The organism is Flavobacterium amnicola (assembly GCF_004122165.1).
GTDB lineage: Bacteria > Bacteroidota > Bacteroidia > Flavobacteriales > Flavobacteriaceae > Flavobacterium > Flavobacterium amnicola.
Genome location: NZ_SBKO01000004.1, coordinates 181,843 through 207,057 on the forward strand (window position 1 = coordinate 181,843; position 25,215 = coordinate 207,057).

The 25,215-nt window shown below is 34.8% G+C and carries 19 protein-coding genes; 8 read left to right on the forward strand and 11 right to left on the reverse strand.

Annotated features, from left to right (window positions below; all coding sequences use genetic code 11):
• Window positions 1-38: 38 nt before the first annotated feature.
• On the reverse strand, window positions 39-854 hold the full coding sequence (locus tag EQG63_RS10290) for a UbiA prenyltransferase family protein (protein WP_129436327.1): 816 nt from the start codon (window positions 852-854) through the stop codon (window positions 39-41).
• A 142-nt stretch (window positions 855-996) separates the two neighbouring features.
• On the opposite strand from EQG63_RS10290, the gene gcvP reads away from it, so the two are divergent.
• From gcvP to EQG63_RS10305, 3 genes are all read left to right on the forward strand, one after another.
• Window positions 997-3,846 (forward strand): aminomethyl-transferring glycine dehydrogenase, encoded by a 2,850-nt coding sequence (gene gcvP / locus EQG63_RS10295; protein WP_129436286.1) that lies wholly within the window; start codon window positions 997-999, stop codon window positions 3,844-3,846.
• A gap of 73 nt (window positions 3,847-3,919) precedes the next feature.
• Window positions 3,920-4,297 carry a group III truncated hemoglobin gene (locus tag EQG63_RS10300; protein ID WP_129436287.1) on the forward strand — a complete coding sequence of 126 codons (378 nt, stop codon included), beginning with the start codon at window positions 3,920-3,922 and terminating at the stop codon, window positions 4,295-4,297.
• Window positions 4,298-4,390: 93 nt separating this feature from the next.
• On the forward strand, window positions 4,391-5,449 hold the full coding sequence (locus EQG63_RS10305) for a 3-oxoacyl-ACP synthase III family protein (RefSeq protein ID WP_129436288.1): 1,059 nt from the start codon (window positions 4,391-4,393) through the stop codon (window positions 5,447-5,449).
• Window positions 5,450-5,520: 71 nt separating this feature from the next.
• On the opposite strand, the gene EQG63_RS10310 is transcribed toward EQG63_RS10305, so the two are convergent.
• The 3 genes from EQG63_RS10310 to EQG63_RS10320 all read right to left on the reverse strand — a co-directional run bounded on the left by EQG63_RS10310 (window position 5,521) and on the right by EQG63_RS10320 (window position 8,964).
• On the reverse strand, window positions 5,521-6,984 hold the full coding sequence (locus EQG63_RS10310; RefSeq protein ID WP_129436289.1) for a lipopolysaccharide biosynthesis protein: 1,464 nt from the start codon (window positions 6,982-6,984) through the stop codon (window positions 5,521-5,523).
• A 19-nt stretch (window positions 6,985-7,003) separates the two neighbouring features.
• Entirely contained in the window at window positions 7,004-7,765 is a 762-nt protein-coding gene (locus EQG63_RS10315; protein WP_129436290.1) for an FkbM family methyltransferase, read from the reverse strand.
• 95 nt (window positions 7,766-7,860) lie between these two features.
• Window positions 7,861-8,964, reverse strand: coding sequence for a glycosyltransferase family protein (locus EQG63_RS10320; RefSeq protein WP_129436291.1), 1,104 nt, complete (start codon window positions 8,962-8,964; stop codon window positions 7,861-7,863).
• Between the two features lie 135 nt (window positions 8,965-9,099).
• Between EQG63_RS10320 and EQG63_RS10325 the strand changes: the two genes are divergently transcribed.
• Window positions 9,100-9,951 carry a glycosyltransferase gene (locus EQG63_RS10325; protein ID WP_129436292.1) on the forward strand — a complete coding sequence of 284 codons (852 nt, stop codon included), beginning with the start codon at window positions 9,100-9,102 and terminating at the stop codon, window positions 9,949-9,951.
• 47 nt (window positions 9,952-9,998) lie between these two features.
• Here the strand turns inward: EQG63_RS10325 and EQG63_RS10330 are convergent, their stop codons facing one another.
• On the reverse strand, window positions 9,999-11,171 hold the full coding sequence (locus tag EQG63_RS10330; protein WP_129436293.1) for a response regulator: 1,173 nt from the start codon (window positions 11,169-11,171) through the stop codon (window positions 9,999-10,001).
• A 221-nt stretch (window positions 11,172-11,392) separates the two neighbouring features.
• Here EQG63_RS10330 and EQG63_RS10335 point away from each other — a divergent pair, with 221 nt between their 5' ends.
• Together EQG63_RS10335 and EQG63_RS10340 are read left to right on the forward strand one after the other, a co-directional pair.
• Complete coding sequence (locus EQG63_RS10335) at window positions 11,393-12,142, forward strand: MlaE family ABC transporter permease (RefSeq protein ID WP_129436294.1); 750 nt, start codon at window positions 11,393-11,395, stop codon at window positions 12,140-12,142.
• Between the two features lie 2 nt (window positions 12,143-12,144).
• Window positions 12,145-12,912 (forward strand): ABC transporter ATP-binding protein, encoded by a 768-nt coding sequence (locus tag EQG63_RS10340; protein ID WP_129436295.1) that lies wholly within the window; start codon window positions 12,145-12,147, stop codon window positions 12,910-12,912.
• On the opposite strand, the gene EQG63_RS10345 is transcribed toward EQG63_RS10340, so the two are convergent.
• The 6 genes from EQG63_RS10345 to EQG63_RS10370 form a co-directional block, all read right to left on the reverse strand.
• Complete coding sequence (locus tag EQG63_RS10345) at window positions 12,909-16,196, reverse strand: gliding motility-associated C-terminal domain-containing protein (protein WP_164974498.1); 3,288 nt, start codon at window positions 16,194-16,196, stop codon at window positions 12,909-12,911. The two genes, EQG63_RS10340 and EQG63_RS10345, sit on opposite strands and share 4 nt — an antisense overlap.
• An 87-nt stretch (window positions 16,197-16,283) precedes the next feature.
• A complete protein-coding gene (locus tag EQG63_RS10350; protein WP_129436297.1) occupies window positions 16,284-17,345 on the reverse strand; it encodes a mannose-1-phosphate guanylyltransferase in 1,062 nt (353 codons plus the stop codon).
• A gap of 52 nt (window positions 17,346-17,397) precedes the next feature.
• Window positions 17,398-17,997 carry a SprT-like domain-containing protein gene (locus EQG63_RS10355; protein ID WP_129436298.1) on the reverse strand — a complete coding sequence of 200 codons (600 nt, stop codon included), beginning with the start codon at window positions 17,995-17,997 and terminating at the stop codon, window positions 17,398-17,400.
• 3 nt (window positions 17,998-18,000) lie between these two features.
• On the reverse strand, window positions 18,001-18,684 hold the full coding sequence (locus EQG63_RS10360; RefSeq protein WP_129436299.1) for an SDR family NAD(P)-dependent oxidoreductase: 684 nt from the start codon (window positions 18,682-18,684) through the stop codon (window positions 18,001-18,003).
• Window positions 18,685-18,858: 174 nt separating this feature from the next.
• Window positions 18,859-19,833, reverse strand: a complete 975-nt coding sequence (locus EQG63_RS10365) for a Kelch repeat-containing protein (RefSeq protein ID WP_129436300.1) — start codon at window positions 19,831-19,833, stop codon at window positions 18,859-18,861.
• 10 nt (window positions 19,834-19,843) lie between these two features.
• Window positions 19,844-21,322, reverse strand: a complete 1,479-nt coding sequence (locus EQG63_RS10370; protein WP_129436301.1) for a T9SS type A sorting domain-containing protein — start codon at window positions 21,320-21,322, stop codon at window positions 19,844-19,846.
• A gap of 200 nt (window positions 21,323-21,522) precedes the next feature.
• Here EQG63_RS10370 and EQG63_RS10375 point away from each other — a divergent pair, with 200 nt between their 5' ends.
• Complete coding sequence (locus EQG63_RS10375) at window positions 21,523-24,441, forward strand: sensor histidine kinase (protein WP_129436302.1); 2,919 nt, start codon at window positions 21,523-21,525, stop codon at window positions 24,439-24,441.
• Window positions 24,441-25,187: a LytR/AlgR family response regulator transcription factor gene (locus EQG63_RS10380; protein WP_129436303.1), complete on the forward strand. Its 747-nt coding sequence runs from the start codon at window positions 24,441-24,443 to the stop codon at window positions 25,185-25,187. Before EQG63_RS10375 ends, EQG63_RS10380 begins: the two co-directional genes overlap by 1 nt.
• The last annotated feature ends 28 nt before the right edge of the window (window positions 25,188-25,215 follow it).

Below are 25,215 nucleotides of genomic sequence, written 5' to 3' on the forward strand. Positions count from 1 at the left end.
ACATAAATTTATTAGAACCGAAGTTTTTCTTCGGTTTTTTATTTCCAAAAAATCACCAACAACCACCAAAAAAAAGGCACACTTTCCACCCAAAAAGACGTGTAATAATCGGAACGTTTCGGACTAGCGAAAATGGTAAAAAGAGCCAAAACCACTATCAGAACAAGATTTATCCACAATTGAATAATCTGAAAATCTGATTTGAAAAATTCCAAACAATAAAACGGAATCAGTAAAAAAAGATTCAAAAGTTTTGTTTTATAAATTCCCAATTTTTGAGGTACCGTTTGCAAGGACACATGGTCATTGTTTAAGTCGATTATTTCAAAAATCAGAATCAAGATTATTACCAATAAAAAACGCTGGCAAAATTTCAACCAAACATCCTGAGAAAGTGGTAAATCAGCATTAATAATGGGCAAAAAAAGGGTAATCCCTGCCCAACAAAACGCAACGATGTAAATCTTCACTCCCGCCCAATTTCTTGCATTTCCTATCTTTGGAAAAATCGGAAGTGTGTACAATATCGTCAAACCTAAAAAAAGAACAGTAACCAATTGTGTTTTCCATTCCAATTGAAAAAAATAATATCCCGCAGCAAAAAATGATATCAGACTCAAAGCAACAATCAACTTTCGTTCGGTAGTCATTTTTAGTTTTTTGGCACGAACCAATTCGTCGTATTTCACAAAATTATATCCAACAATGGTCCCAAAAAATGCAAACAAAGTCATAGGTTCGTCATAGCCGATATGAAAGAAATGAAACGTCATTCGCACCAAAGCATAAACCGCTAAAGCAACATGAATACTTCCATGAATATAAAGGTCGATTAATCTTTTCAAAAATAGCATACTGTAAAAATAATGAATTGTTAATAAATCACAATTTTGGTTTATAATTTGATAAAAAACCGTCGCCATTTAATGGTTAATTTTAAGATTAATAACTACTTTTGTCATCACAAAAACAACACGCTTTTTATACATTGATTGAATGAAAACAGATGCATTTGCTTTAAGACACATTGGTCCGAGAGAATCTGACCTACAACACATGTTCAAAACCATTGGTGTTAACGACATGACCCAATTATTATTCGAAACATTTCCTGACGGAATTCGTTTAAAACAAGATTTACAATTAGACCCCGCTTTGACCGAATATGAGTACCTAACTCACATCAGTCAGTTGGGTGCCAAAAATAAAGTATTCAAATCTTACATTGGTTTGGGATACCACCCGGCTATTGTACCACCGGTAATTCAAAGAAATATTTTTGAAAACCCAGGATGGTATACTGCGTATACGCCCTATCAGGCAGAAATTGCTCAAGGTCGTTTAGAGGCTTTATTAAATTTCCAAACTACCATTATTGAATTGACAGGAATGGAAATTGCTAATGCTTCATTATTAGATGAAGGTACGGCTGCAGCAGAAGCTATGGCATTGCTTTTTGATGTAAGAACGCGTGATCAAAAGAAAAATAACGTTAGTAAATTCTTCGTTTCCGAAGAAATTTTACCACAAACGCTATCAATTTTACAAACGCGATCGACTCCGTTAAACATTGAATTAGTAGTTGGTAATCACGAAACTTTTGATTTTTCAACGGATTATTTCGGAGCGATTTTACAATACCCAGGGAAATTTGGTCAAGTACATGACTATGCTCCATTTATTGCAAAAGCAGCTGAAAATGAAATTAAAGTGGCAGTTGCAGCTGATATTTTATCTTTAGTGAAATTGACTCCTCCGGGAGAATTAGGCGCTGCTGTTGTAGTAGGTACAACACAACGTTTTGGAATTCCAATGGGATTCGGAGGACCGCACGCAGGTTTCTTCGCTACCAAAGAAGAATACAAACGTTCGATGCCTGGTAGAATTATTGGAGTTTCAATCGATGTTAACGGAAACCGTGCTTTACGTATGGCATTAGGTACTCGTGAGCAGCACATCAAACGTGAAAAAGCGACTTCAAATATTTGTACCGCTCAAGTATTATTGGCTGTAATGGCTGGTATGTATGCGGTATATCACGGACCAAAAGGGTTACAATATATTGCAAACAAAGTACATGCTTCGGCAGTAACAACAGCAAAAGCATTGGCTTCATTAGGAATCAATCAAGTCAATTCCGCTTTCTTTGATACTCTTTTAGTAAAAGCAGATGCAGAAAAAGTAAAAGCTATAGCAGAGAAGAATGAATTCAACTTCTTCTACCCTAATAAAGATTGTGTTTCGATTTCTTTCAACGAAACAACTTCAATTGCCGATATTAATACCATCATTGCGATCTTCTCGGAAGCAGCAGGTAAATCGGCAGTGCATGTTTCTGAATTGACGTCAGAAATCAACATTCAAAACAATTTAGTAAGAACCTCAACATTCTTACAACATGATGTATTCAACAATCACCATTCGGAAAGTCAGTTGATGCGTTATATCAAAAAATTAGAGCGCAAAGATTTATCGTTGAATCACTCAATGATTTCTTTAGGTTCTTGTACAATGAAATTGAATGCAGCAGCAGAAATGTTACCACTTTCAATGCCAAACTGGAACAGCATCCACCCATTTGCACCAGCTGATCAAGCGCAAGGTTATATGACCATGTTGAAAAAATTAGAACAGCAATTAAATGTAGTAACAGGTTTCAAAGGAACTTCCTTACAACCGAATTCGGGAGCACAAGGAGAATATGCCGGTTTAATGGCCATTCGTGCCTACCATATTTCTCGTGGTGAAGGCCATAGAAACGTTTGTTTGATCCCATCATCAGCGCACGGAACCAATCCGGCTTCTGCAGCAATGGCGGGAATGAAAATCATTGTAACAAAAACGACTCCGGAAGGAAATATCGACGTAGAAGATTTAAGAGCAAGAGCTATTGAGCACGCGGCGGATTTATCTTGTTTAATGGTAACCTATCCATCGACTCATGGAGTATACGAATCTTCTATTATTGAAGTTACACAATTAATCCACGATAACGGCGGATTAGTATACATGGATGGTGCGAACATGAATGCACAAGTAGGTTTAACAAATCCTGCAACTATTGGCGCTGATGTTTGTCACTTAAACTTACACAAAACCTTTGCTATTCCTCACGGTGGTGGCGGACCTGGTGTTGGACCAATTTGTGTGAACGAAAAATTAGTAGATTTCTTACCAACTAATCCTGTAATAGCAACTGGAGGAAAAGATGCTATCTCGGCTATTTCTGCTGCGCCTTACGGATCTGCATTAGTATGTTTGATTTCTTACGGCTACATTACAATGTTAGGGGCAGAAGGATTGCGTTCGTCTACCGAATATGCGATTTTAAATGCCAACTATATGAAAGCGCGTTTAGAAGAACATTATCCAGTTTTATATTCTGGAGAGATGGGACGTGCCGCGCACGAAATGATCTTAGATTGTCGTGAATTCAAACAAAACGGAATTGAAGTTACCGATATCGCAAAACGTTTAATGGATTATGGTTTCCACGCGCCAACGGTTTCTTTCCCTGTGGCTGGAACGTTAATGGTAGAACCAACAGAATCGGAAGATTTAGCAGAACTAGACCGTTTTTGTGATGCGATGATTGCAATTCGTAAAGAAATTGCAGAAGCCAATGCAGAGAATCCTAACAATCCATTGAAGAACGCTCCTCATACTTTAGGAATGTTGACTTCCGATGCTTGGGACTTCCCTTATAGTAGAGAAAAAGCAGCCTATCCTTTAGACTATATTTATGATAATAAATTCTGGCCTACTGTTCGTCGTGTAGACGATGCCTTTGGAGACCGTAATTTAGTATGTTCATGTGCTCCAATAGAAGCTTACATGGAACATTAATCAAAAAATCTTAAGATTATAAAACCGAATGTCATAAAGCAAGACATTCGGTTTTTCTTTTAAAAGCAAAATAATGAAAGACATAGAAAATCCAGGAGACCTGTACTTATTAGTCGATGAATTCTATAAAAAACTATTAGACGACCCCAGCATCAGCTATATTTTTACCGATGTGGTTAAAATTAAGATTGAGGAACATTTACCCATCTTGGTTACTTTTTGGTCGCAAGCGATTTTAGGAACGGGTGGTTACACAAAAAATCTTACTGAAATTCATTTGGACATTGACAAAAAAGAGCATTTAACCCCTGAATTATTCAAAATTTGGCTCGGACATTTCTATACAACGGTCGATGAGTTGTTTGCTGGAACAAAAGCCGAACAAATCAAAACGCAAGCTCTCAGTATTGCTACTATTATGCAGATTAAAATACATCAGCAAAATCAATAATTTTTTTTTAAATTCAAAAGAACATTTAAAAGAATATTTTAAAACAATTCCTATAATAAATCGATAACTTCGTAATATAAAAACCATCAGAAAATGAATATCAAAATAACGGGTTCAGGAAGTTACATTCCGACAGAAATAGTTTCCAATATCGATTTTGCCAAACATGTCTTTTTAAATGATGATGGTAGCCCATTCCCTTTGCCGAATGAAACCATTACCGAAAAATTTTATGACATTACGGGCATCGAAGAGCGTCGTTATGTTTCTGATGATTTAACCACGTCTGATATCGCTTCAATTGCTGCCAAAAAAGCGATTGAAAATTCTGGCATTGATCCGGAAACGTTAGATTATATCATTTTTGCCCATAATTTTGGGAACGTAAAAAAGAATGCGATTCAAACCGATATTTTACCGAGTTTGGCAACACGTGTCAAGTATGATTTGCGAATTAAAAATCCGAAATGTGTGGCATATGACATGCTTTTTGGTTGTCCAGGCTGGATAGAAGGTGTCATCCAAGCACAAGCGTACATTAAAGCCGGAATGGCAAAAAAATGTTTGATTATTGGTGCCGAAACCTTATCACGAGTAGTTGATTTACACGACAGAGATTCTATGATTTATTCTGATGGAGCGGGTGCTACCATTATAGAAGCGACAGATGAAGAGGGCGGAATTCTAGCACACGAAACAGCAAGCTTTTCTTACGATGAAGCGTATTATTTATACTTTGGAAATTCCTTCAATAAAGACCACGATCCTGATGTACGATATATAAAAATGCAAGGTCGTAAAATTTATGAATTTGCATTAAGCCAAGTCCCTAAAGCGATGGCAGCTTGTTTAGACAAAAGCGGTATCGGTATTAACGAGGTTAAAAAAGTATTGATTCACCAAGCCAATGAAAAAATGGACGAAGCCATTATTCAGCGTTTTTATAAAATCTACAAACAAACCCCACCTGAAGGCGTTATGCCCATGAGCATTCATAAACTAGGCAACTCAAGCGTAGCAACCGTCCCTACTTTGTATGATTTAATTGTAAAAGGAGAAATTCAAAACCAACAACTCAATAAAGGTGATGTAATAATTTTTGCTTCTGTAGGCGCTGGGATGAATATTAATGCGATTGTTTACAGATACTAATTTTAGAAAACCACATAAGTCATATAAGTACATTTAAGCTTCTTTGTCTTATGTGACTTATGTTGTGTAAATTATTTAAATAACGATTTAGGCAAAACTTCTTTTATCGGAATAATTTTAAAAATCCAATTTCCGAAGGCAAAAATCATCAGTCCAACCAAAGGTTTATAGCAAAGTGTCATAAATTGATTATCGAGGTCTGGCAAAAGTTTACCGATCAATATAACCGAAATCAAAATCCCTAAAACATAGACATACTTTACCCCAAAAGGATGTACCCCGAACTTTTTGTAGTTGAAAACAATCTTAATCAAATTGTAAGTTGTTAAGGACAAAGCTGTAGCTAAAGAAACACCTACAATTCCCATTTTAAACCAAAAGAGAAAAATTAGATTCGTAGAAATGGTCAGCAAAGCCAAAGCAATCGTTGTGGTATTATTGAATTTATAATATTTGGAATTCGTAATAATATATCCGTTGAATCCTGTTGCCAAATCGAACAAAAAAGCAAAGCCCATGATATAGACCACATTCAATCCTTTGAGTAACTGGCTTCCGTTTTTCATCAAACCAAACAAATCTTCAATTCCAACCGCTACTAAACCGAACAATACTGCACCAATAGCAAACAGATAGAAAGAGGTTTTATAATGCAAACTTTTCAAATCTTTCATATTATTTTCGGCAATATAGCCTGCAATAATAGGCGCCGAAATTGTATACACACCCAACGCCGGAACCGTGATCATTCGCACTAGATTCAGCGAAGTATTGTAAATCGCTACTTCTGAAAAAGTCAATAATTCACCTATCATCGTCGCATCTATATTCAAGGCAATAACTGACCCCATACTTCCTAAAAAAGTATAGACCGAATACACCATCAGTTCTCGGCCAAAACCTTCTTTTTTTAGAAACGCAAAATTTATTTTCTTGGATACTTTTTCCAATCGGTTGAGATAGAACATCATACCAAAAAAAGCCAAAATGAAGAAACCCATGTAAAGCACCATCGCATTTTCTTCGGAATAGTGATAAAAAACAAAAAGAGCAAAAGCCGCCAACATTCCTATTTTCGGGATGACATTCTCAAAAATATTGGGAACCACAATTCGCTTTTTTATGGAAATGTATTTGGAACACAGCTGAATTAAAGCCAACAGCAAAGTCATCGGTAAAATATAGGGACTGTATTCCCAAAAATCCGTTTGTTTGATGGAAGGAAAAATCAGCACCGCCAAAAGTAACAAGCCGACTCCAATAAAAAAATTAACAATAATAAAGACGATCGAAAACTTAAAAAGTTGCTGTTGCTGATTGTCGACCGACATTTTTGGAAAAAATCGCACATTGGCATGCATGATTCCCAAAGCTACAACTGGCAAGATAAGTAGTGCCGTTTGAAAAACAAATTGCAGTTTTCCAGCAAATTCAAAATCATTCGGATATAAAAATACCGTTGATAGAATTCCTATCAAGGTACTGAAATAACCTACGATACTGTATTTTAAACTTTGTCTGGCGACTACACTCATTTTGAATTATAAATTATAACTATTTCGGAATGAAAATAAAGTTATTAATATACGTATTAAAATCATTCAAGTATTCCTCTTTCTGGAAATCGGCGATTTGTGACACTTCAAACGGTTTCAGGCTTAATGTTGCTCTATCATAATAAAACACATCGTAACCGAAACCTTTTATAAAATCGAAAATTTCATTGATTTGATACTTTGCATGGCGCAATTCAATTTCAATGATAAAAATCGGTTTGACGGTATTTAAAATGGAGGAACATCCTTTAATCGAATCAAATTCATGACCTTCAACATCAATTTTGACAACATCAATTTTAGAAATAGCTTCCTGTTTTACCCAATCGTCTAGCGTAATGGTTTTAATTTCGATTTTCTCTACGGCATCACCCATAGCTTCTAATGACGCTCTGGTATCTTGCAATCCGTTGCCTTTTTTTGGAATATTCAATACCGAAGTTCCGGTTTGGGACGAAACTGCATAGGTAAACAATTTTACTTTCGGGAATAAGGGCTGAATGTAATTCACCAAACTTTCATTCGGTTCAAATCCGTATATTTTTCCTGATTGGATTACTTTCTCCGCTTGATACAAATAAATCCCTTTATTGGTTCCAATATCGACAAAAACCGAATCACCTTTCAAAACTTGATGAATGTACAACAATTCTGGTTCGCATTTGTAATTCCCAGTTGGTAACGAATCCAAGGTTTTATAATAACGTTTTTTATATAAAGAAGGCCAATAATTGTAGGCCAATTTGATTAAAAATTTCATTTTTTTTATTTTAAACCGCTAGGTTCGCTAGGTTAATGCAATGAACGCAAAACTTTGCCAACTTAGCGCTATCGTTGTGGCCTTTGCGGTTACATTTATAAATTTAACAATAGTTTTTCTAATTCACTTTTTACTTTCTCAAAAGTATATTTTTCTAAGTAAGGATTTAGATTTTTATACTCTTTTTTAATTATTTCTACATTCAAATCTTCTATTATTTTTTTCAAATCATTTTTGTCCTCATAGTACAGATTGTGCCAATCCATTTTAGGGTAACTGCTTGGGAAAATTCCGATTTTACCATTATAAATACAATCGGCTTCTGCCCCACTGACTTTTGTACTTCCATAATACTCATCCACCCAATAAAAAGAAGTTTTTGATTTGATGGGACACAACAATAAATGCGCTTGAGCAATTACTTTACTGTACTCTTCCCAAGGGATGAACTTGTGAAAATGCGTAATCGAAATATTGGAATGACATTGCGTTTTCAAACGTTCCAATTGTTGCAAAACCGTATCATTTTCGGGTTTCCCTAAAAACGTAAAATGGATTTTGGATTGTGGTTGTAATTTTGGAAGGATTTTAAACAACAAATCGACATCTTTTCGTTTGTTGGAAACATTTCCAGGCATGACAATTTGAATCCTATCGGAAGAAGGGAATTCGGAATTTTGACAATAATTCATCGGAATTAAGCGACTTTTTTCAGAATATCTCCCATCTGTTTTGATGGTTTCTAAAGCCGATGCAGAAATCACACCGAAATTTTTGGCGCGATGCACTACGTTTCGTTTCGAACCCACTTTTTCTTTGAGATACAATTTTAAAAAGTAGGTTAATTTTTCTTTCTCTTTAAAAATATTTTTCCAAGAAATCGATTTCAGAAACAAACTAAAATTCAAATTGTGTACCAAGCACAAAACCTTTTTTTGTTGAAATAAATCCGCATAATCCGAAAAATTACGATGCAAAGTATTCACCACTACCGCGTCAAAATTTGAAAAATCAGTCGCCCTAACGGAAGCGATTATCGTAATATGATTGATCGGAATTGCTGTTAATTTTTCGAATACTTTTTGGCTGACAAAAAAATGAAAATCAATAGAGTCTATTTGCGAAACCAACAAATACCATTGTTCTAATAACGCCGAATGCGTTTCCATTTCGATAAAGGCTATTTGTTTCTTTTTCAAGCGAATCGTTTTCTAATCCCACAAAAATAAAGATATTTCCGCTTTAAAAATTTATTTTTGGTTGGAAAGCGGGAACTTGACCTAAAATTTTAAAATTAAAAATTTTATGTACGTTTGTAGCACTTATTAGAAACAATGAACTATTATATTGTCATTCCGGCTCATAATGAAGAAAAATTTATTGGCTTAACGCTAGAATCGTTAGTCAATCAAACCGTTTTACCTAAAAAAGCGGTGATTGTGAATGATAATTCGACCGATAAAACTTCCGAAATTGTACAATCTTATCTTGAAAAACACCCTTGGATTTCTTTGGTTGAGAAAAAATCAGATGCCATACATTTACCGGGAAGCAAAGTGATTCAAGCCTTTCAAGCTGGTTTAGAAACGTTGGATGATGATTATGATATCATGGTCAAAGGCGATTCGGATTTGATTTTTCCGCCGCAGTATTTCGAAACCATTATTCAGCATTTTAAAAGCGACAACACGATTGGCATGGCGGGCGGGTTTGCTTACATTGAAAAAGATGGTCATTGGATTTTAGAAAATCTAACCGATAAAGATCATATTCGCGGAGCATTTAAAGCCTATCGAAAAGTAACTTTCCAGCAAATTGGGGGATTGAAACCTGCTATGGGTTGGGATACCGTTGATGAATTGCTTTGCAAATTTTACAATTGGAAAGTCGTGACGGATGAATCGTTACAAGTCAAACATCTAAAACCAACCGGCGCCAATTACAACAAAGCGGCGCGTTACAAACAAGGGGAAGCTTTTTACACTTTGGGTTATGGGTTTTTTATCACGGCTGTTGCTTCGTTAAAATTAGCGATGCGAAAAGGAAAACCTTTATTATTTATCGATTACCTCAGTGGATTTTGGAAAGCCAAAGCCGAAAACAAAACCATGCTAGTCACTCCAGAACAAGCCAAATTTGTCAGAGCCTACCGTTGGAAAAAAATGAAAGCGAAGCTATTTAAATAAGAAACACCTCAATTGAGGTGCATCTGGTTTACATTTATTTTACATTTTCAATTCAATTCCGCTAAGTCTAAATATTTATTCACGACTTCTTCAAATTCTTTTTTGCTAACCGGTTTGGAAAGATAGCCGTTAAAAGATTTACTCACATTTTCTTTGTCGTCTTTAAACGAATAAGCCGATTGGGCTATGATAGGAATATCAGGTGACTCGCTCTTAATGAGTTGTGCAGCAACATAACCATCTACTTGTGGCATACGTAAATCCATCAGAATCAAATTGATATCGGGATTGCTTTTATAAATCTCATACGCTTCTTCTCCGTTTTTAGCTCTAATAATTTCAACATCCCCTTTTTGCATCAATTTTTTAAGCAACATAAAGCTAATTTCTTCATCATCGGCAATTAACACTTTAATCGTTTTTTTCGCTTCCTCTTTCACTTTTTCTAAGGCTGGTTCGTATGGAATTTGAAAAGAAATACTAGTTCCTAAACCTGATTTAGACTCTATTTGTAAGGTTCCATGCAACAATTCAACCAATTGTTTTACGGTTGCGAGCCCAATACTAGCCTGATTTTCAACAACCGCGTTTTCTAAATTATCGATACCGATTCCCGTATCTTTTACATAAAATTGCAATTCGTTATCGACTACTTGATAGCCCATTTCGACATATCCTTTATTGGTAAACTTAATGGCGTTACTCAGTAGACTAGAAAAAATTTGGTTAACAATCTCTCTATCCGTAAAAACCATATCATCTTCATCCGACAATCCTTTTACCGAGCGCAGACTCAAGTCTTTAAAAAACACTTGATCTAGAAATTTTATTTTCAAATCGTCTAGCAATTCATTTAAGGAAACCTCTTTAATGTTTAATTCATTAACATGTGTTTTCAAGGCATTGTAGCTCAAAAATTCAGAAAAAATACTTTGTAATTCCGTAGCAGTATTTGCAATTATTTCCGATAAATTATTTTTTTCTTCAAAATCTAAATTGGCCGTACTTATAAGTTTTGCTAGTCCGACAACAGTATCCAATGGCGCTTTGATACGATTTAAAACCGATACCGTAAGTTCTTTGTTTTCAATAGATTTTAATTGTGAAACCTTACTTTCATCTTTGAATTGATTCCATAACGAATTCGATTTGTCAAGCTCTCGCTGCAGTTCATTTACCAATTCAAGAAGTTCTTCGTATGATGGTTTATTCGCTTTCATAACAATAATTTTAAAATTAAAATACAACAATTAAGGAAGAGTAAAATTTGTAACTATTTAGTTTTCATAAAGTTAACTAATTAAAAATTATAAATATTAAATTTTACTTATAAAATTTCAGTTAAAAATTCAATGCGCAATTGAAACTTTAAAAATCCATCAAAATATAGTATTTTTACCACGTAGTACATAACTGAACGCTACAAACTGAATTCTACACCATGATGTTAGTCCGTTACTTATCGCAAATCGGAAGATATTTTATAATGCTTCGCGAAATTTTCAAAAAACCTACCAAATGGTCTATGATGCGCCAATTAATTTTTAAAGAGGTTGATGATTTGATTATTGATTCTTTAGGGATTGTGGCGTTTATTTCGTTTTTCGTTGGAGGTGTTGTTGCCATTCAAACAGCTTTGAATTTAACCAATCCCTTAATTCCGAAATATTTAATAGGTTTTGCGACACGACAATCGGTAATTTTAGAATTTGCTCCTACGTTTATTTCCATAATTATGGCCGGTAAAATGGGCTCTTTTATCACGTCGAGTATTGGAACAATGAGGGTTACGGAACAGATTGACGCGTTAGAAGTAATGGGAGTTAATTCACTCAATTATTTAGTATTTCCAAAATTAATTGCGTTATTATTATACCCATTTGTGATCGGAATCAGTATGTTTTTAGGAGTATTTGGGGGTTGGCTAGCAGCTGTTTACGGTGGATTTGCCACTGCTAATGAATTTATTACCGGAATTCAATCGGAATTTATTCCTTTTCACATTGCCTACGCTTTTATAAAAACCATCGTATTTGCTTTTTTATTGGCTACTATTCCTTCATTTCATGGCTATTACATGAAAGGCGGCGCCTTGGAAGTAGGTAAAGCCAGTACTGTATCCTTTGTTTGGACCTCGGTGGTAATCATTTTATGCAATTATATTTTAACCCAACTCCTTTTAGCTAATTAATTATGATAGAAGTAAAAGACATCAAAAAATCATTTGGTGAGCAAATGGTGTTAAAAGGGATTACAACGACTTTAGAAGCTGGAATGACCAATTTAATTATTGGACAATCAGGCTCAGGGAAAACCGTTTTTTTGAAATCATTATTAGGCATTCATCAAATTGATAGTGGAACTATTTCATTTGACGGAAGAATTTATTCCGATTTATCTGATGATGACAAACGCGAATTGCGAACCGAAATTGGAATGGTTTTTCAAGGTAGCGCTTTGTTCGATTCGATGACCGTAGAAGAAAATATTGGTTTTCCTTTGAAAATGTTTTCCAATAAAAACAAAAAAGAAATTAAGGAACGTGTTGATTTTGTTATCGAACGCGTTAATTTAATAAACGCACACACCAAGAAACCTTCTGAATTATCGGGAGGAATGCAAAAACGTGTGGCGATTGCTCGTGCAATTGTAAACAATCCGAAATATTTATTTTGTGACGAACCCAACTCGGGATTGGACCCAAAAACAGCGATTGTAATTGACAATTTGATTCAAGAAATCACAAAAGAATACAACATTACTACCGTGATTAATACCCATGATATGAACTCAGTAATGGAAATTGGTGACAAAATCGTTTTCTTAAAAAATGGATTAAAAGCTTGGGAAGGTGATAAAACCCAAATCTTTAAAACCGATAATGAAGCGGTAACCGACTTTGTCTATTCTTCTGAATTGTTTAAAAAAGTAAGAGAGGCAGTATTGAAAGAAGGAATTTAATACGTCAAATACACCCAACCTGTTTTCGTTTCACCGGAATTGAAAGTTATCTGATAATAGTAAGTAGCCGTTGGAAGCAAAGCACCATTTTTATCTCGTCCCTTCCACTCTTTTACGTAATTGTCTTGATCAAAAAGAAGCACTCCGTATCGATTGTAGATTTTTACATTTTTGACACCTTCCAAGCATTGCAAATCAAAAGCCTCATTTAGATTATCCCCGTTTGCCGAAACACCCTTTGGGATGTAACCACAAGAAGTACATTTGACCACAATTTCTTTGGAAGTCGAACAGCCTTCTTGATTTTGAACTGCTACAGAATATCCCCCTGAATCACCAGTTGCAATTGAAATTGGATTTCCGGTATGAGAAGTGCCGTCTGGAAATGTCCAAACATAATTCGAAAATTCTTGTGCAATTGTATTTCCAATGGGTTCAATATATAATTGCTTACTTCCGTTAAAACAAGTGGTGGAAATGGAAAAATCTGGCGTGTTCTTAACATCAATTTCTACAGAATTCATCCCAGAGTTACAACCATTTTTTACAGCAATTACGGTATAAACACCAGTATTAGAAGCAGAAATATTTGCAATTGATGGGTTTTGTAAAGTCGAATTAAATCCGTTAGGTCCATTCCAAACATAAGTCGCCCCAGGAACTGCTGTTGCATACAATTGTAAAATTCCTGAATCACATACGATGGGATCAAAAGTAGCAATTGGTGTTTGTGGAATCTCGTTGATAGTTATTGTCACCAAAGCTTCATCTTGAAATCCACATGATCCATTTACTGTGTATTTAAAACGATAGGTCCCGGGAGTTACAGTTGCAGAATTCCATAAATTGCCGGTCAAGGTTCCACTATTCGAAATTTCTTGCCACAGTCCGTTTGTATCATATGCGCCTGATAAAATGCTAAATAAATTAACCGTCCCCTGACGACCACAATAGGAAACAGTTGCATCACCTCCAGCATTTGGATTGGGTGAAGATGCTTGAATTGTATAATCTACTATGAAGCTAATACACGTATTCGGGTTACCTGGATTGGTAATCCGAACATGGTAGGTTCCCACATTATTAGCATTGCTGAATGGATTAAATGCCAAAACATTAGTCGAACTCAGTATCGTTGAAGAAGCAGTATCTTTCCACCATTCATACTGCAAATAAGGAAAGAAAGGTACCCGCAATGAGCCTACACTTCCTTCACAAAATGGCGTTGCTGCAATCGTCAAAATTACATTTCCACTCACTTCAAACAGTCTTAATCTTTCATTTCCGCAAGAATCTGTAACTCTAAATTTATACACCCCTGGAGCTACATTATCAAAAATACTGGAATTACCATTGTCTCTGTAAAAAGGCAGTCCGTCCTTTTCAATTATTTCATATCGAAAAGGGGCAACACCAATAACATCAACTATGACTTGGTATAAATTATTTCCGCAAGAAAAACTATAAATATCCCTGATTCTTGGTTCAAAATAAAACTCAAATTCCCCTAATTCTTCAATACAATAATGTATTGAACTAAAATTAGTCAAAGTAGGAAGTTTGAAGCTGTAAAAGTATTTGACAATTCTAAACCTTCCTGTTGAATTATTAACAACATTTACTGAATTATTTAGTAATGATAATGCGTTATTATTATTAATTCCGTTTGAAGAAGAAACACCAGTTATGGGATGAACCCATTCATTTGTAGAGGGATTGAATTTTTGTATCCAATAAGTAACAAGACTTGAAGGAATATTGGATACATTTCGTAAATCCAAACTAAATTGAGAACAGCCATTGATAACTGAAAAATTGTTTGATGTAATTTGATATCCAACAACATTTGCAAAAACATCTCGAACATTGCCACAACTATCCGTGATTTTAAATTGATAATTCCCTGAAGTTAGATTTGATAAATAAATTTGACCGTTATAAATAAACGAATTTAAATTTAATGGCAGGGTACTCGTATAGGTTGCTGGAGCAGCTGCTAAATCGGCCGATACAATTTGATAGGCTATATTATTTATGTTAATATTTAAGGAAGAATACCCTACAGCACAACCTTTTAGCTGCGAAACCACTATGTTGGGGTGTAGTGGTTGATTGTTATCTATTACAAAATTCGTAATTCCGGATCTACCACAGGCATCGGTAACTTGTACTTCGTAATTACCTGTAGGCAATGGCGTTGATGAGTTGTAATAAACAAACGGAGAACTACTAAAATTAGGATGTAAAGTATTAAATACGGTTGGTACAAATCCTGCCGGTGCGTTTAAAAAACTGGCTGTAAAGGGAGGAAAGCCAAATTCATTAACACTAATTTGAATCTTTTTAGTATTACAATTTGACACTCCAATATCTGAAGTAACATCCATTTCGGGATGCAATGCAAAATCAGAACTATTAAAAACATTTCCACAACTATCGGTAACAGTAATGGCATAATGATAGAACTGGTCGTAATAAAATACAATAGGTTGGGAAAGTAATAAAAGATTAAGATCTCCAGAAGTAACAACTTGTGAAGAGGTTGTTGTATTTCCACTCGGATCATAAATCGTGTATACAATGGTTAATGGATACATGATTTGTCCTGTGCTGGCTGTAATCGTATTTTTAACATCTATCGAAGCACAATTTTGAAGAGTAATAGTGTTGCCTCCAAAAACCAGATTTGGATTTAAGTAATCAACCGTTATGTTTTGAGTGATAAATGCACCACAGTTATCAGTGATTTTAATCTGATAATTGCCACTTACTAAATTGGTAAATATGGTAGAGGTTTGAGAAACAGGGGCATTTGGTCCCGCTATAATTTCAAACAAAACAGGCTGTCCTGCAAGTGTTGTAACTGTTATAGAACCTCTTTGCATACACGTTTGAGGAGTTACCAAATAGTTCACTTGAAGGGGTGTGATAAGGTTTAAAATAACAGTATCTACTTGCTGCGTATTGACATCCCCATTCGGTAATGATTCAGTGGCCACTACTCTATAATTTGCAGCCACTAAACCAGTAAAGGTATTCAGTTGAGTGGTGACAATGGGTGTTGTGAGATTAGGTAATTTATATATTGTATAAATGATTGTCCCCCCTGGAGTTGGATTGGTAACCAAAAAATCCAAACGACCATTCCCCGGACACGTTTCATTTGTGGGAGTGACTTGCAAGCCCAAAGCAAAATTTGCTAGATGTCCGAAAGAAAAATTAAAAAAAAGAATACATACTACAAGTTGTAAATATTGCTTTTTTTTCGAAATAGGACTATACATATTTTGTGATAGAATCATACTATACAGATGACTATAGAACAATAAGGTTGCGTAAGAATTTTCTTTTATTTGTGACTTTTGAAAAAACTAATGGCTACTCAACTTCGCAACCACTGCTTTGATGTCTTGCTCTTTACTTTTCGGATAAATAAGCAATATTCCTTCTCTGTCAACAATAATATAATCGTGCAATCCGTCGATAATAATCAGCTTGTCGGCATCCGAACGCACTATATTGTTGGAAGCATTTTCTAGGACTACTTTTGCATTCACCACTGCATTATTATTATCGTCTTTGTCCAATTTTTCATGAAGCGAACCCCAAGTACCCAAATCGTTCCAATCGAAAGTAGCAGGAAGTACATATACATTATCCGCTTTTTCCATGACGGCATAATCGATGGAAATATTTTCGGCTAGCGAATAATTTTGATCAATAAATAATTTTTCAGAAGCAGTATTGTAGCTATCAAAACCTTGCTGAAACAAACTGTTCATTTGGGGTTGGAAAGTAGCAAAAGCTTCCGTTATTGTTTTAGCACTCCATATAAAAATACCTCCATTCCAAAGGAAATTACCACTGTCTAAAAATGATTTTGCGGTTTCGTAATCCGGTTTTTCTCTGAATTGTTTTACTTTTTTTATTGGATTGGCATCGGTTTTATCAAATTCAATATATCCGAAACCTGTATTGGGGAAAGTCGGTTGAATGCCAAGTGTCATTAAAGCACTTTCTTTAGCACAAAAATCAAAACATTGCTGTAAATTCTCGGTAAAAGCCGTTTCATCTTCAATCCAGTGATCACTAGGGGCAACCACCATTACGGCATCGGGATTTTGCTTTTGAATTTTCAACGAAGCATATAAAATACAGGGTGCCGTATTACGCATTGCTGGCTCCAATAAAACTTGTTCTTGCTTGACTTGAGGCAATTGTTCCAAAACCAAATCATTGTACTTTTCATTGGTTAAAATCAAAATATTCTCTGCAGGTATCAATTTAGATAATCTGGAAAAAGTCTTCTGAATTAACGTTTCTCCCGAACCCAACATATCGTGAAATTGTTTTGGAAATTCGGTGGTTGAAACGGGCCAAAAACGAGAACCAACTCCTCCAGCCATCAATATTGCGTAATAATTTTTGTTCATATATTCTATCTGCTACAAAGTAACGAATTGGCAAAGTTACAAAGAATTATAGTTAACTCGGCAACAACTCCACTTCCGCATTGGGATTAAACAAATAAGTTTTGCCCGAACTAATTTCAAGACATTCGTATCGCTTGGTGCGTTGGGCTATTTTTTTGAATATTTTTCCATTATGGATTCTAAAAGTACTTCCGTACGGAATTTCAAATACATAATGTTTATCATTTTCGGGATCAAATTGTTTCAAAGCCAAAGCCAAAGTAGCATCGGTATCGCTGCTTGCCTTCGGATTTCGGAAATGACGCGCAATAAGTGGCAACAACTGATTCGGAAATATTTCCGGGCGAATAAAAGGCACCATCAATCGTTGAAAAGTCAGTTTCCACTCGTCTCCATGAGGTTTGATATTTCTTCCGAATTTTTCAAAAGCGACCAAGTGAGCAATTTCATGAATTAAGGTAATTAAAAATCGGTATTTATTTTGCGAAAAATTTACCGTAATAATATGGGAGCCATCGCGTTCTCTTCGATAATCACCATGACGTGTCACCCGTTCGTTGACAATTTTGAGATGCACGTGATTGGCTTTGATTAACTCAAAACACAGGGGAACGGAATGTTCAGGAAGGTATTTTAATAAAGTATCGCTCAATTTTTAAGGAGTTGTAGAAGAAACCTGAAGCACTTTCCCATTGTAATATTTATTCCCAGTAAGGGCAAAATTGAAAATATAATCGGCCATTTCTTTTGCTGAAAGTGGTGCTTCGTATCCGGGAAACGCTTCTTGTAGCATTTCGGTATTCACAGCACCAAGAGCCAACACATTGAAAGCAATTCCGCGTTCTTTGTATTCTTCTGCTAATAATTCCGACAAAGTAATTACCGCCCCTTTACTAGAACTGTAGGCCGCTAATCCAGCAAATTTCATACTTCCTTGAATCCCACCCATTGAACTAATTGTCACTACGTGACTTCCTTTTTGCAAAAACGGAATACAAGTTCGGGTTAAATTAACCACTCCAAAAACATTGACTTTGTATATGCTTTCAAATTCTTCCGCTGAAATTTGGTCAAAAGGCTTGTGTAATAAACTACCTGCGTTATGAATAATCACATCTACTTTTTTCCAGGTATGCTCTAAAAATTGCTCCACTTTTTTCAAATCTTCCTCAACAGACAAGTCGATAGAAAGACAAGTAATATTCGGATTTTCAATTAAAGTCTGTGGGGTTTTTCTGGAAATAGCCAACACATTATGACCTACAGCGGAAAACTGTAGCGCCAATTCATAACCAATTCCGCGGGAAGTTCCTGTGATGATGATGTTTTTACTCAAAATTTTATATCATTTTTTTTGTAAAAATAAGAAATAAAAAAAATCCCGAAGAAAATTTCGGGATTTAGATTCAAAAACTTAACAACATTACTACTATTCCTATAATACAATAAAAGACAAACAGAAATAACTCTAATCGATATTCATTAATCGCATTAAAAATATTTTTCATTTATTCTAATTTGAAGACCAAACATCATTAAAATAACCTCCTCCATTTCTTCCCGCAGAAATTATAATTTTATTATTAAACCAAACGGCTTGATGACCAGACCTTGCGGTAAAACTTGAATTAGCAATTACATTCGTCCAATTTTTACCATCAGTAGATTTTTTGAAGGTATCAAAATGAGTAGTAAAATCTCTTCCTCCTAACAAATACAAAGTAGTTCCAGTATTTACTATTTGATGCACTGCAGAGGCATTAAAATTTGAAGTGGTTTCCAATGTCCAATTCACTCCATTCGTTGAAGAATAAATAGTTGAATAGGTGTTTCCATCTCCCCATCCTCCTGAAATCCACATTTTGTTATTAAAAACAAATGCTTGGTGGTCCCGACGCAAACCAAATTCGGCAGTATTTGTAACTAATGTCCAAGTAATCCCATCAGTACTTGACCAAACATCATCGTATTCTACCGCAGAATTATCCAAACCTCCAAACAACCACAATTTGTTATTAAAGACAACCACATCAAAAGCATATCGTTGACCAAAAGCTGCACTTGCGGTTTCTTGTGTCCAATGTACCCCGTCAGCCGTTGACCATACATCACTTAATCCAGCATTATTCCAACCTGCAATTACCCAAAGTTTGTTGTTAAACACAATAGCTCTATGGTATGATCTTGGTCCGAATTGAGTTCCTGAAACCGTTACTTTTGTCCATTTTTTTCCATCGGTACTATTCCAAATATCATTGATGTACTGATCTGTTAATCCGCCAATAATCCAAAGTTTATTATTAAAACCAATCATTTGATGGTATACCAAACTTGGAAGCACGGCACCTGATAATGTATTTTGAGTAAATTGAGTAATTTGTTTTGGAGTTTGAGGCACCACTACAATTGGCGCACCATCATCATTACTACAACCGAAAAGTATCAAGCAAGTTCCTAGACAAAACAAATTTTTAAAAAAATTTCTCATAATTTATGTATTAGTTTTTAATTAATTTTTTAGTTCCTTTTCCTTCTTCGGAAGAAATGATTAAAGAATAAATCCCGGTTGGCAAGTCAGCAACAGATACAGTTTTTTGACCCTCAACCGCTTTAATTAGCTGTCCTTGTAGGGAATAAATTTCTACTTTATTAATTTCAAATGCTGATGTGATTTCAAAAGAATCATTGGCAGGATTCGGGAATAAATTGAATTTATTGTTTAAAGAAAATTCATTGGCAGAAAGTGCTGCGGTATAATCATAAATTTGAACATATCCAAAAGCGGGATTTGTAGGAATTCCAACAGCTGCGGTATTTCCGTCATTAGATAATGCAACAGCATACCCTAATTGTTCTCCATTTTGACCATTTCCGATAATCGATGTACCCACAGTATTCCATGTTGTGCCATTCCACTTATAGTATCTTGCCAAACCTCGATTTGTATTTGATGCTGACGCATCATAACCAGGTGCTCCAACAAAAATAGCATCTCCCGCACCATTTATAGCAACAGCATTACCAAGATACATATCTACCTGAGTGCCATAAATGATGCCTCCCAATTGGGACCAAACTGAACCGCTGTAATTGTAAACACGAACTTGACCACAATTTGTAGTTGCCCCATTATCGGCCAAAGAAGCTCCGATCACAACTCTAGTTCCTGTATTTGAAATAGCAACAGAAGAACCAAAATTATCATTAGCAAGTGCCCCCGATGTTATTTGTATTTCTGACCCCATAAGTACCCAACTAGAGCCATTCCAATTATACACTTTTACATGTCCGGTATTTTGCGCAAAACCATCATATTTTCTTGCCCCAACGGCCAATTTTGTGCCGTCTGGAGATAGTGACACTGCGGTTCCAAACTCATCACCTGCTGCAGATCCATTTATATCCGTTCCTCTTTGAATCCATGAAGAACCATTCCAAGAATAAACTCTAACATGACCAGCATCTACACCAGCTCCATCATTTAAATGTGCTCCAACAGCAATAACTGTTCCATCGTTTGAAATAGCCGTTTTAACTCCAAATTGATCACCTGCTGCTTCCCCATTAATATCGGTTCCCATTTGAGCCCAATTGGTGCCATTATAATTATAAACTCTAACATGACCAGAATCAACTCCATTGCCATCATTAGTACTCGCTCCTGAAATTAATCTTGTCCCATCTCCAGAAATAGCAACTCTACCGAAGTTATCAGACAATGCTTCACCCGCAATTGCGGTTCCTCTTAAAGTCCAAGCATTACTTACTTTTTCGTGAACATGAGCATAACCATTAATAGAACTTACTGTATTGTATGGCGCTCCAGTAGCTACTCTAGAACCATTCGAACTCAACGAAACCGTAAATCCTAGAACATCATCGGGTGCCCCTCCATTAATATCAGACCCAATTTTACTCTGTGCCATTAAATTGTTTGCCAAAATTAACAGCAAAATTTGAAGTAGATTTTTTTTCATAATAGTTTGATTTTATTTGTTTTACACTACAAAAAAACGAAACTATAGAATCCTAATTTTTATAAAATGACAAGTGGTCAATACGATTGTATAGACTTCTATTTGAATAGGATAAATGGACCTAATACATTTATAATTGTACACATCAACAGCCTATTGCTATTTTTTTTATTCTAAATTTGTTACAAACTCATTATTCAATGCTCATCAAAAAGTATTTTTTAATCCTAATTCTATTTCCACTTTCTCTTTTCTCACAAGAACTTTACAAGGTTGCTTATGAAAGAAAAGACGGGTTGCCGACTACAAATTTTTATAGTTCGCTATCCGCAAAAGATGGTTCATTATGGTTTGCTTCAGACATGGGGGTGTTGAAATATGATGGGTATTCTTTTAAACAATATGATTCTCAAAATGGTTTAGCCGATGATGAAAATTTCAACTTTTTTCAGGACAAATCTGGCCGAATTTGGTTTTATTCTTACAATGGAAAAATTTCTTTTTTGGAAAATGGTGAATTTTACAACGATCTAAAATATCCCTTTTTACGAATTCGAGATAATATTGGTTTTATTGTTTCTATTACAGAAAACAACGATGGCAGTTTCGATATTATTTATTCTAAAGGCGCACTCTTAAATCTAAATCTAAAAAACAAAAGGTTAACACCCGTTCGAACCAACACCATTTTTAACTACAAATATTCATTAGGACGTTCCAATTATTATATTACGCCAAACGCAATAAACGATGAATCCTTTAAAAAAGTAGCCAGTTTAGGCATTCCGAATTTCAATACTTTAACCTTTGCGCGTTACTGCAAGTGGAAAAATAATTTGTTTTTATCTCAAGGGAACTCCATTTATCGAATTGAAAATTTCAAGTGTAAAAAAGTAATTGAACTCACGAGTGTTTCGAACGAAATTATTCATCTCTATATTGATTCTTTAAACAAACTCTGGGTGGGCACAAGACTAGGCGTCTATGTTTATGACATCAATAATTTTAAAAAAATACCCGAACATTATTTTGCTAACAATGCCATCTCTAGTATAAATGAAGATTTTGAAGGTAAGATTTGGCTGACAACTTTAGACAATGGCATTTATTATATTCCCAACCGAAATACAAAAATCATAAAAAATAAGGGAGAAGATTTAAAAGTGACATCACTCGGTATTTCGACTAACAATGCAATATTAGGTGGGACAAGTTTGGATAAATATTTCTCTATTTCCAATTCTTTATTGGTTTCAAAATTTGACTTGCATGCCTTTCAAGCCAAAAATAATATTTCGCAAATCATCCAACACAACAATTCCAATTACATAGTAGGTAAACACGGCATTAGAATAATTAGTAAATACGGTCTGAACGATATTCCTTTTATTGGCTCAAAATGTTTACTCTTTGAAAGTGATTCGGTTTGGGTTGGTGCCACTTACTTATTAAAGATTGCTCAAAAGGACTTAGTTCACTTAAAAAACAAAGATTTATTATCTACCGATTCAAGAGTGGTGCTTACCCAAAAAACCAATTGTATTGTTCCTGTTAACAATGCCAAATGGATTGGTACAAACAATGGATTATATACTATCGAAAATGGAAAAATGGAAGAGATTTCAACAAAATTCCCGAACATTAAAACCATTATTTCAGATATTTTGTATTTGGAAAACCAAAAAACAATACTTGTTTCCACCAACAACAAAGGTATTTTTGTCTTTAAAAACAAACAACTAGTTAAACATTTTACAACCAAAAATGGCTTGTTGAGCAACACGATTCATAGATTAAGAAAAAATAATTCTCATTCTGTTTTTATTTGCACCAATCAAGGCTTGAACAATTTGTATTTCGAAAAAGACCTTCCGAAAATTTCCAATTTGAACAAATATATTGGCTTTGAAAATTTTAAAATTAACGACATTCTTTCTCGCAATAACCTACTTTATTTGGCTACTGAAAATGGTTTATTATATCTTCCTATGGAATCATTGCAGTTTAAACCTGTTCTACCAAAAATTACCGTTGATCTCTTGGAAGTCAATAATTTAAAGAAAAAACCATTAGAACTACAACATCTTTCTCACAAAGAAAACAACATTAAAATTGGTTATAGTGGTATTTCATTTCAGTCCCAAAAAAGCATCAATTACCTCTACCGATTGCGAGGTAATGAATCCACTTGGCAAACCTCAACTGCTCGGGAATTAAATTACAAATCGCTTGCTCCAGGACACTATACTTTTGAAATCAAAGCTGTTAATGGAAGTAATACCTCAAGTGAATTAATTTCAATACCCATAATCATTCAAAAACCATTTTGGAAAACCATTTGGTTTATAGTAACTGTAATTATTTTTAGTGCATTGGTAACCTTGCTGCTTTGGAAAAAAAGATTGAAAAATTTAGAGCAAAAATTTGAACAAGAACGCCATCAAATTCAAATGGAACGTGACAAAGCCAATTTAGAAAAACAAATGATTGAATTGGAACAAAAAGCACTGCGAATGCAAATGAATCCGCATTTTATATTTAATGCACTGAACACTATTAAGGGTTATTATGCCGAAGGGAATGATGAAAAAGCGAGCGATTATATCTCAAAATTTTCGATGCTTTTACGCTTATTATTAGAAAATTCGGAGCAATTAATTCCGCTTTCAACAGAAGTTAGCATGTTACAATTGTACCTTGAACTGACTCAAATTCGCTATAAAAACACCTTTACTTTTTCTATAATCACCAATAACATCAAACATCCAGAAGACACTGCAATACCTCCATTATTATTACAACCGATGGTGGAAAATGCCGTTATTCATGGACTAGCACCCAAAGAAACAAAAGGGGCTTTACAAATTACATTTACAAAAGAAAATGATTGGTTAGTCTGCAAAGTACAAGACAACGGAATTGGCTTGAGGGCGGCAGCAGAAAAACATCAAATAAAACATCATGAATCGAAGGCCATTGCAATCACCAAAGAACGTGTTGCTTTATTAAACGAATCAATTGATAATCATTTCTTTGCTATAAAAGAGAATTTTGATTCCTCAAACAATAGTTTAGGAACGGAAGTCATCATAAAAATTCCATTTAAAACGATTTGGTAATGAGAAGTATCATCATTGAAGACGAAGAACAAGCCATTTCGGCATTAATTTCAGAGATTAACAGAAATTGTCCTGAATTAGATATTGTAGGCACAGCTGGAAAAATAAAAGAAGCAATCGATTTGATAGAGCGTTCCAATCCTGAATTGATTTTTCTTGACATTCAACTCACAGATGGTTTAGGTTTTGAAATACTTAATCATTTTGAGAAGCATAATTTTCAAATAATATTCACCACTGCCTACAGTCAGTATGCTATAAATGCCATAAAGTTTAGTGCCTTAGATTATTTATTAAAACCAATTAATGCTACCGAATTAAAAAGCGCAGTTTCCAGAGCAAAGGCAAAAAACAAAAATGAATTGCATTATCAAATTGAAAGTTTTCTAAAAAACCAATCGTTACAAAACCAAAATAAGAAGATTGCTTTACAAACTTCACAAGGCATTTTTATACATGAAATTCAAACCATTATCAAATGTACCTCTGAAGGAAATTACACTAATATCCATTTTATTGATGGTAAAAAATTATTGATTTCTAAACCCTTAAAAGATTTCGAAGATATGCTGTGCAGTTTTGGTTTCGAACGTATTCATCATTCTCATATCATTAACTTGAATCACCTATCGAGTTATGTTTTTAAAGATGGAGGTTATGTGATTCTCACCGACAAAAGTACTTTACCTGTTTCCAAACGAAAAAAAGCCAGTTTGATGGACTATTTGTCTAAAATGAATTCATAAAAAAATCCCGAGAATTCTCGGGATTTAA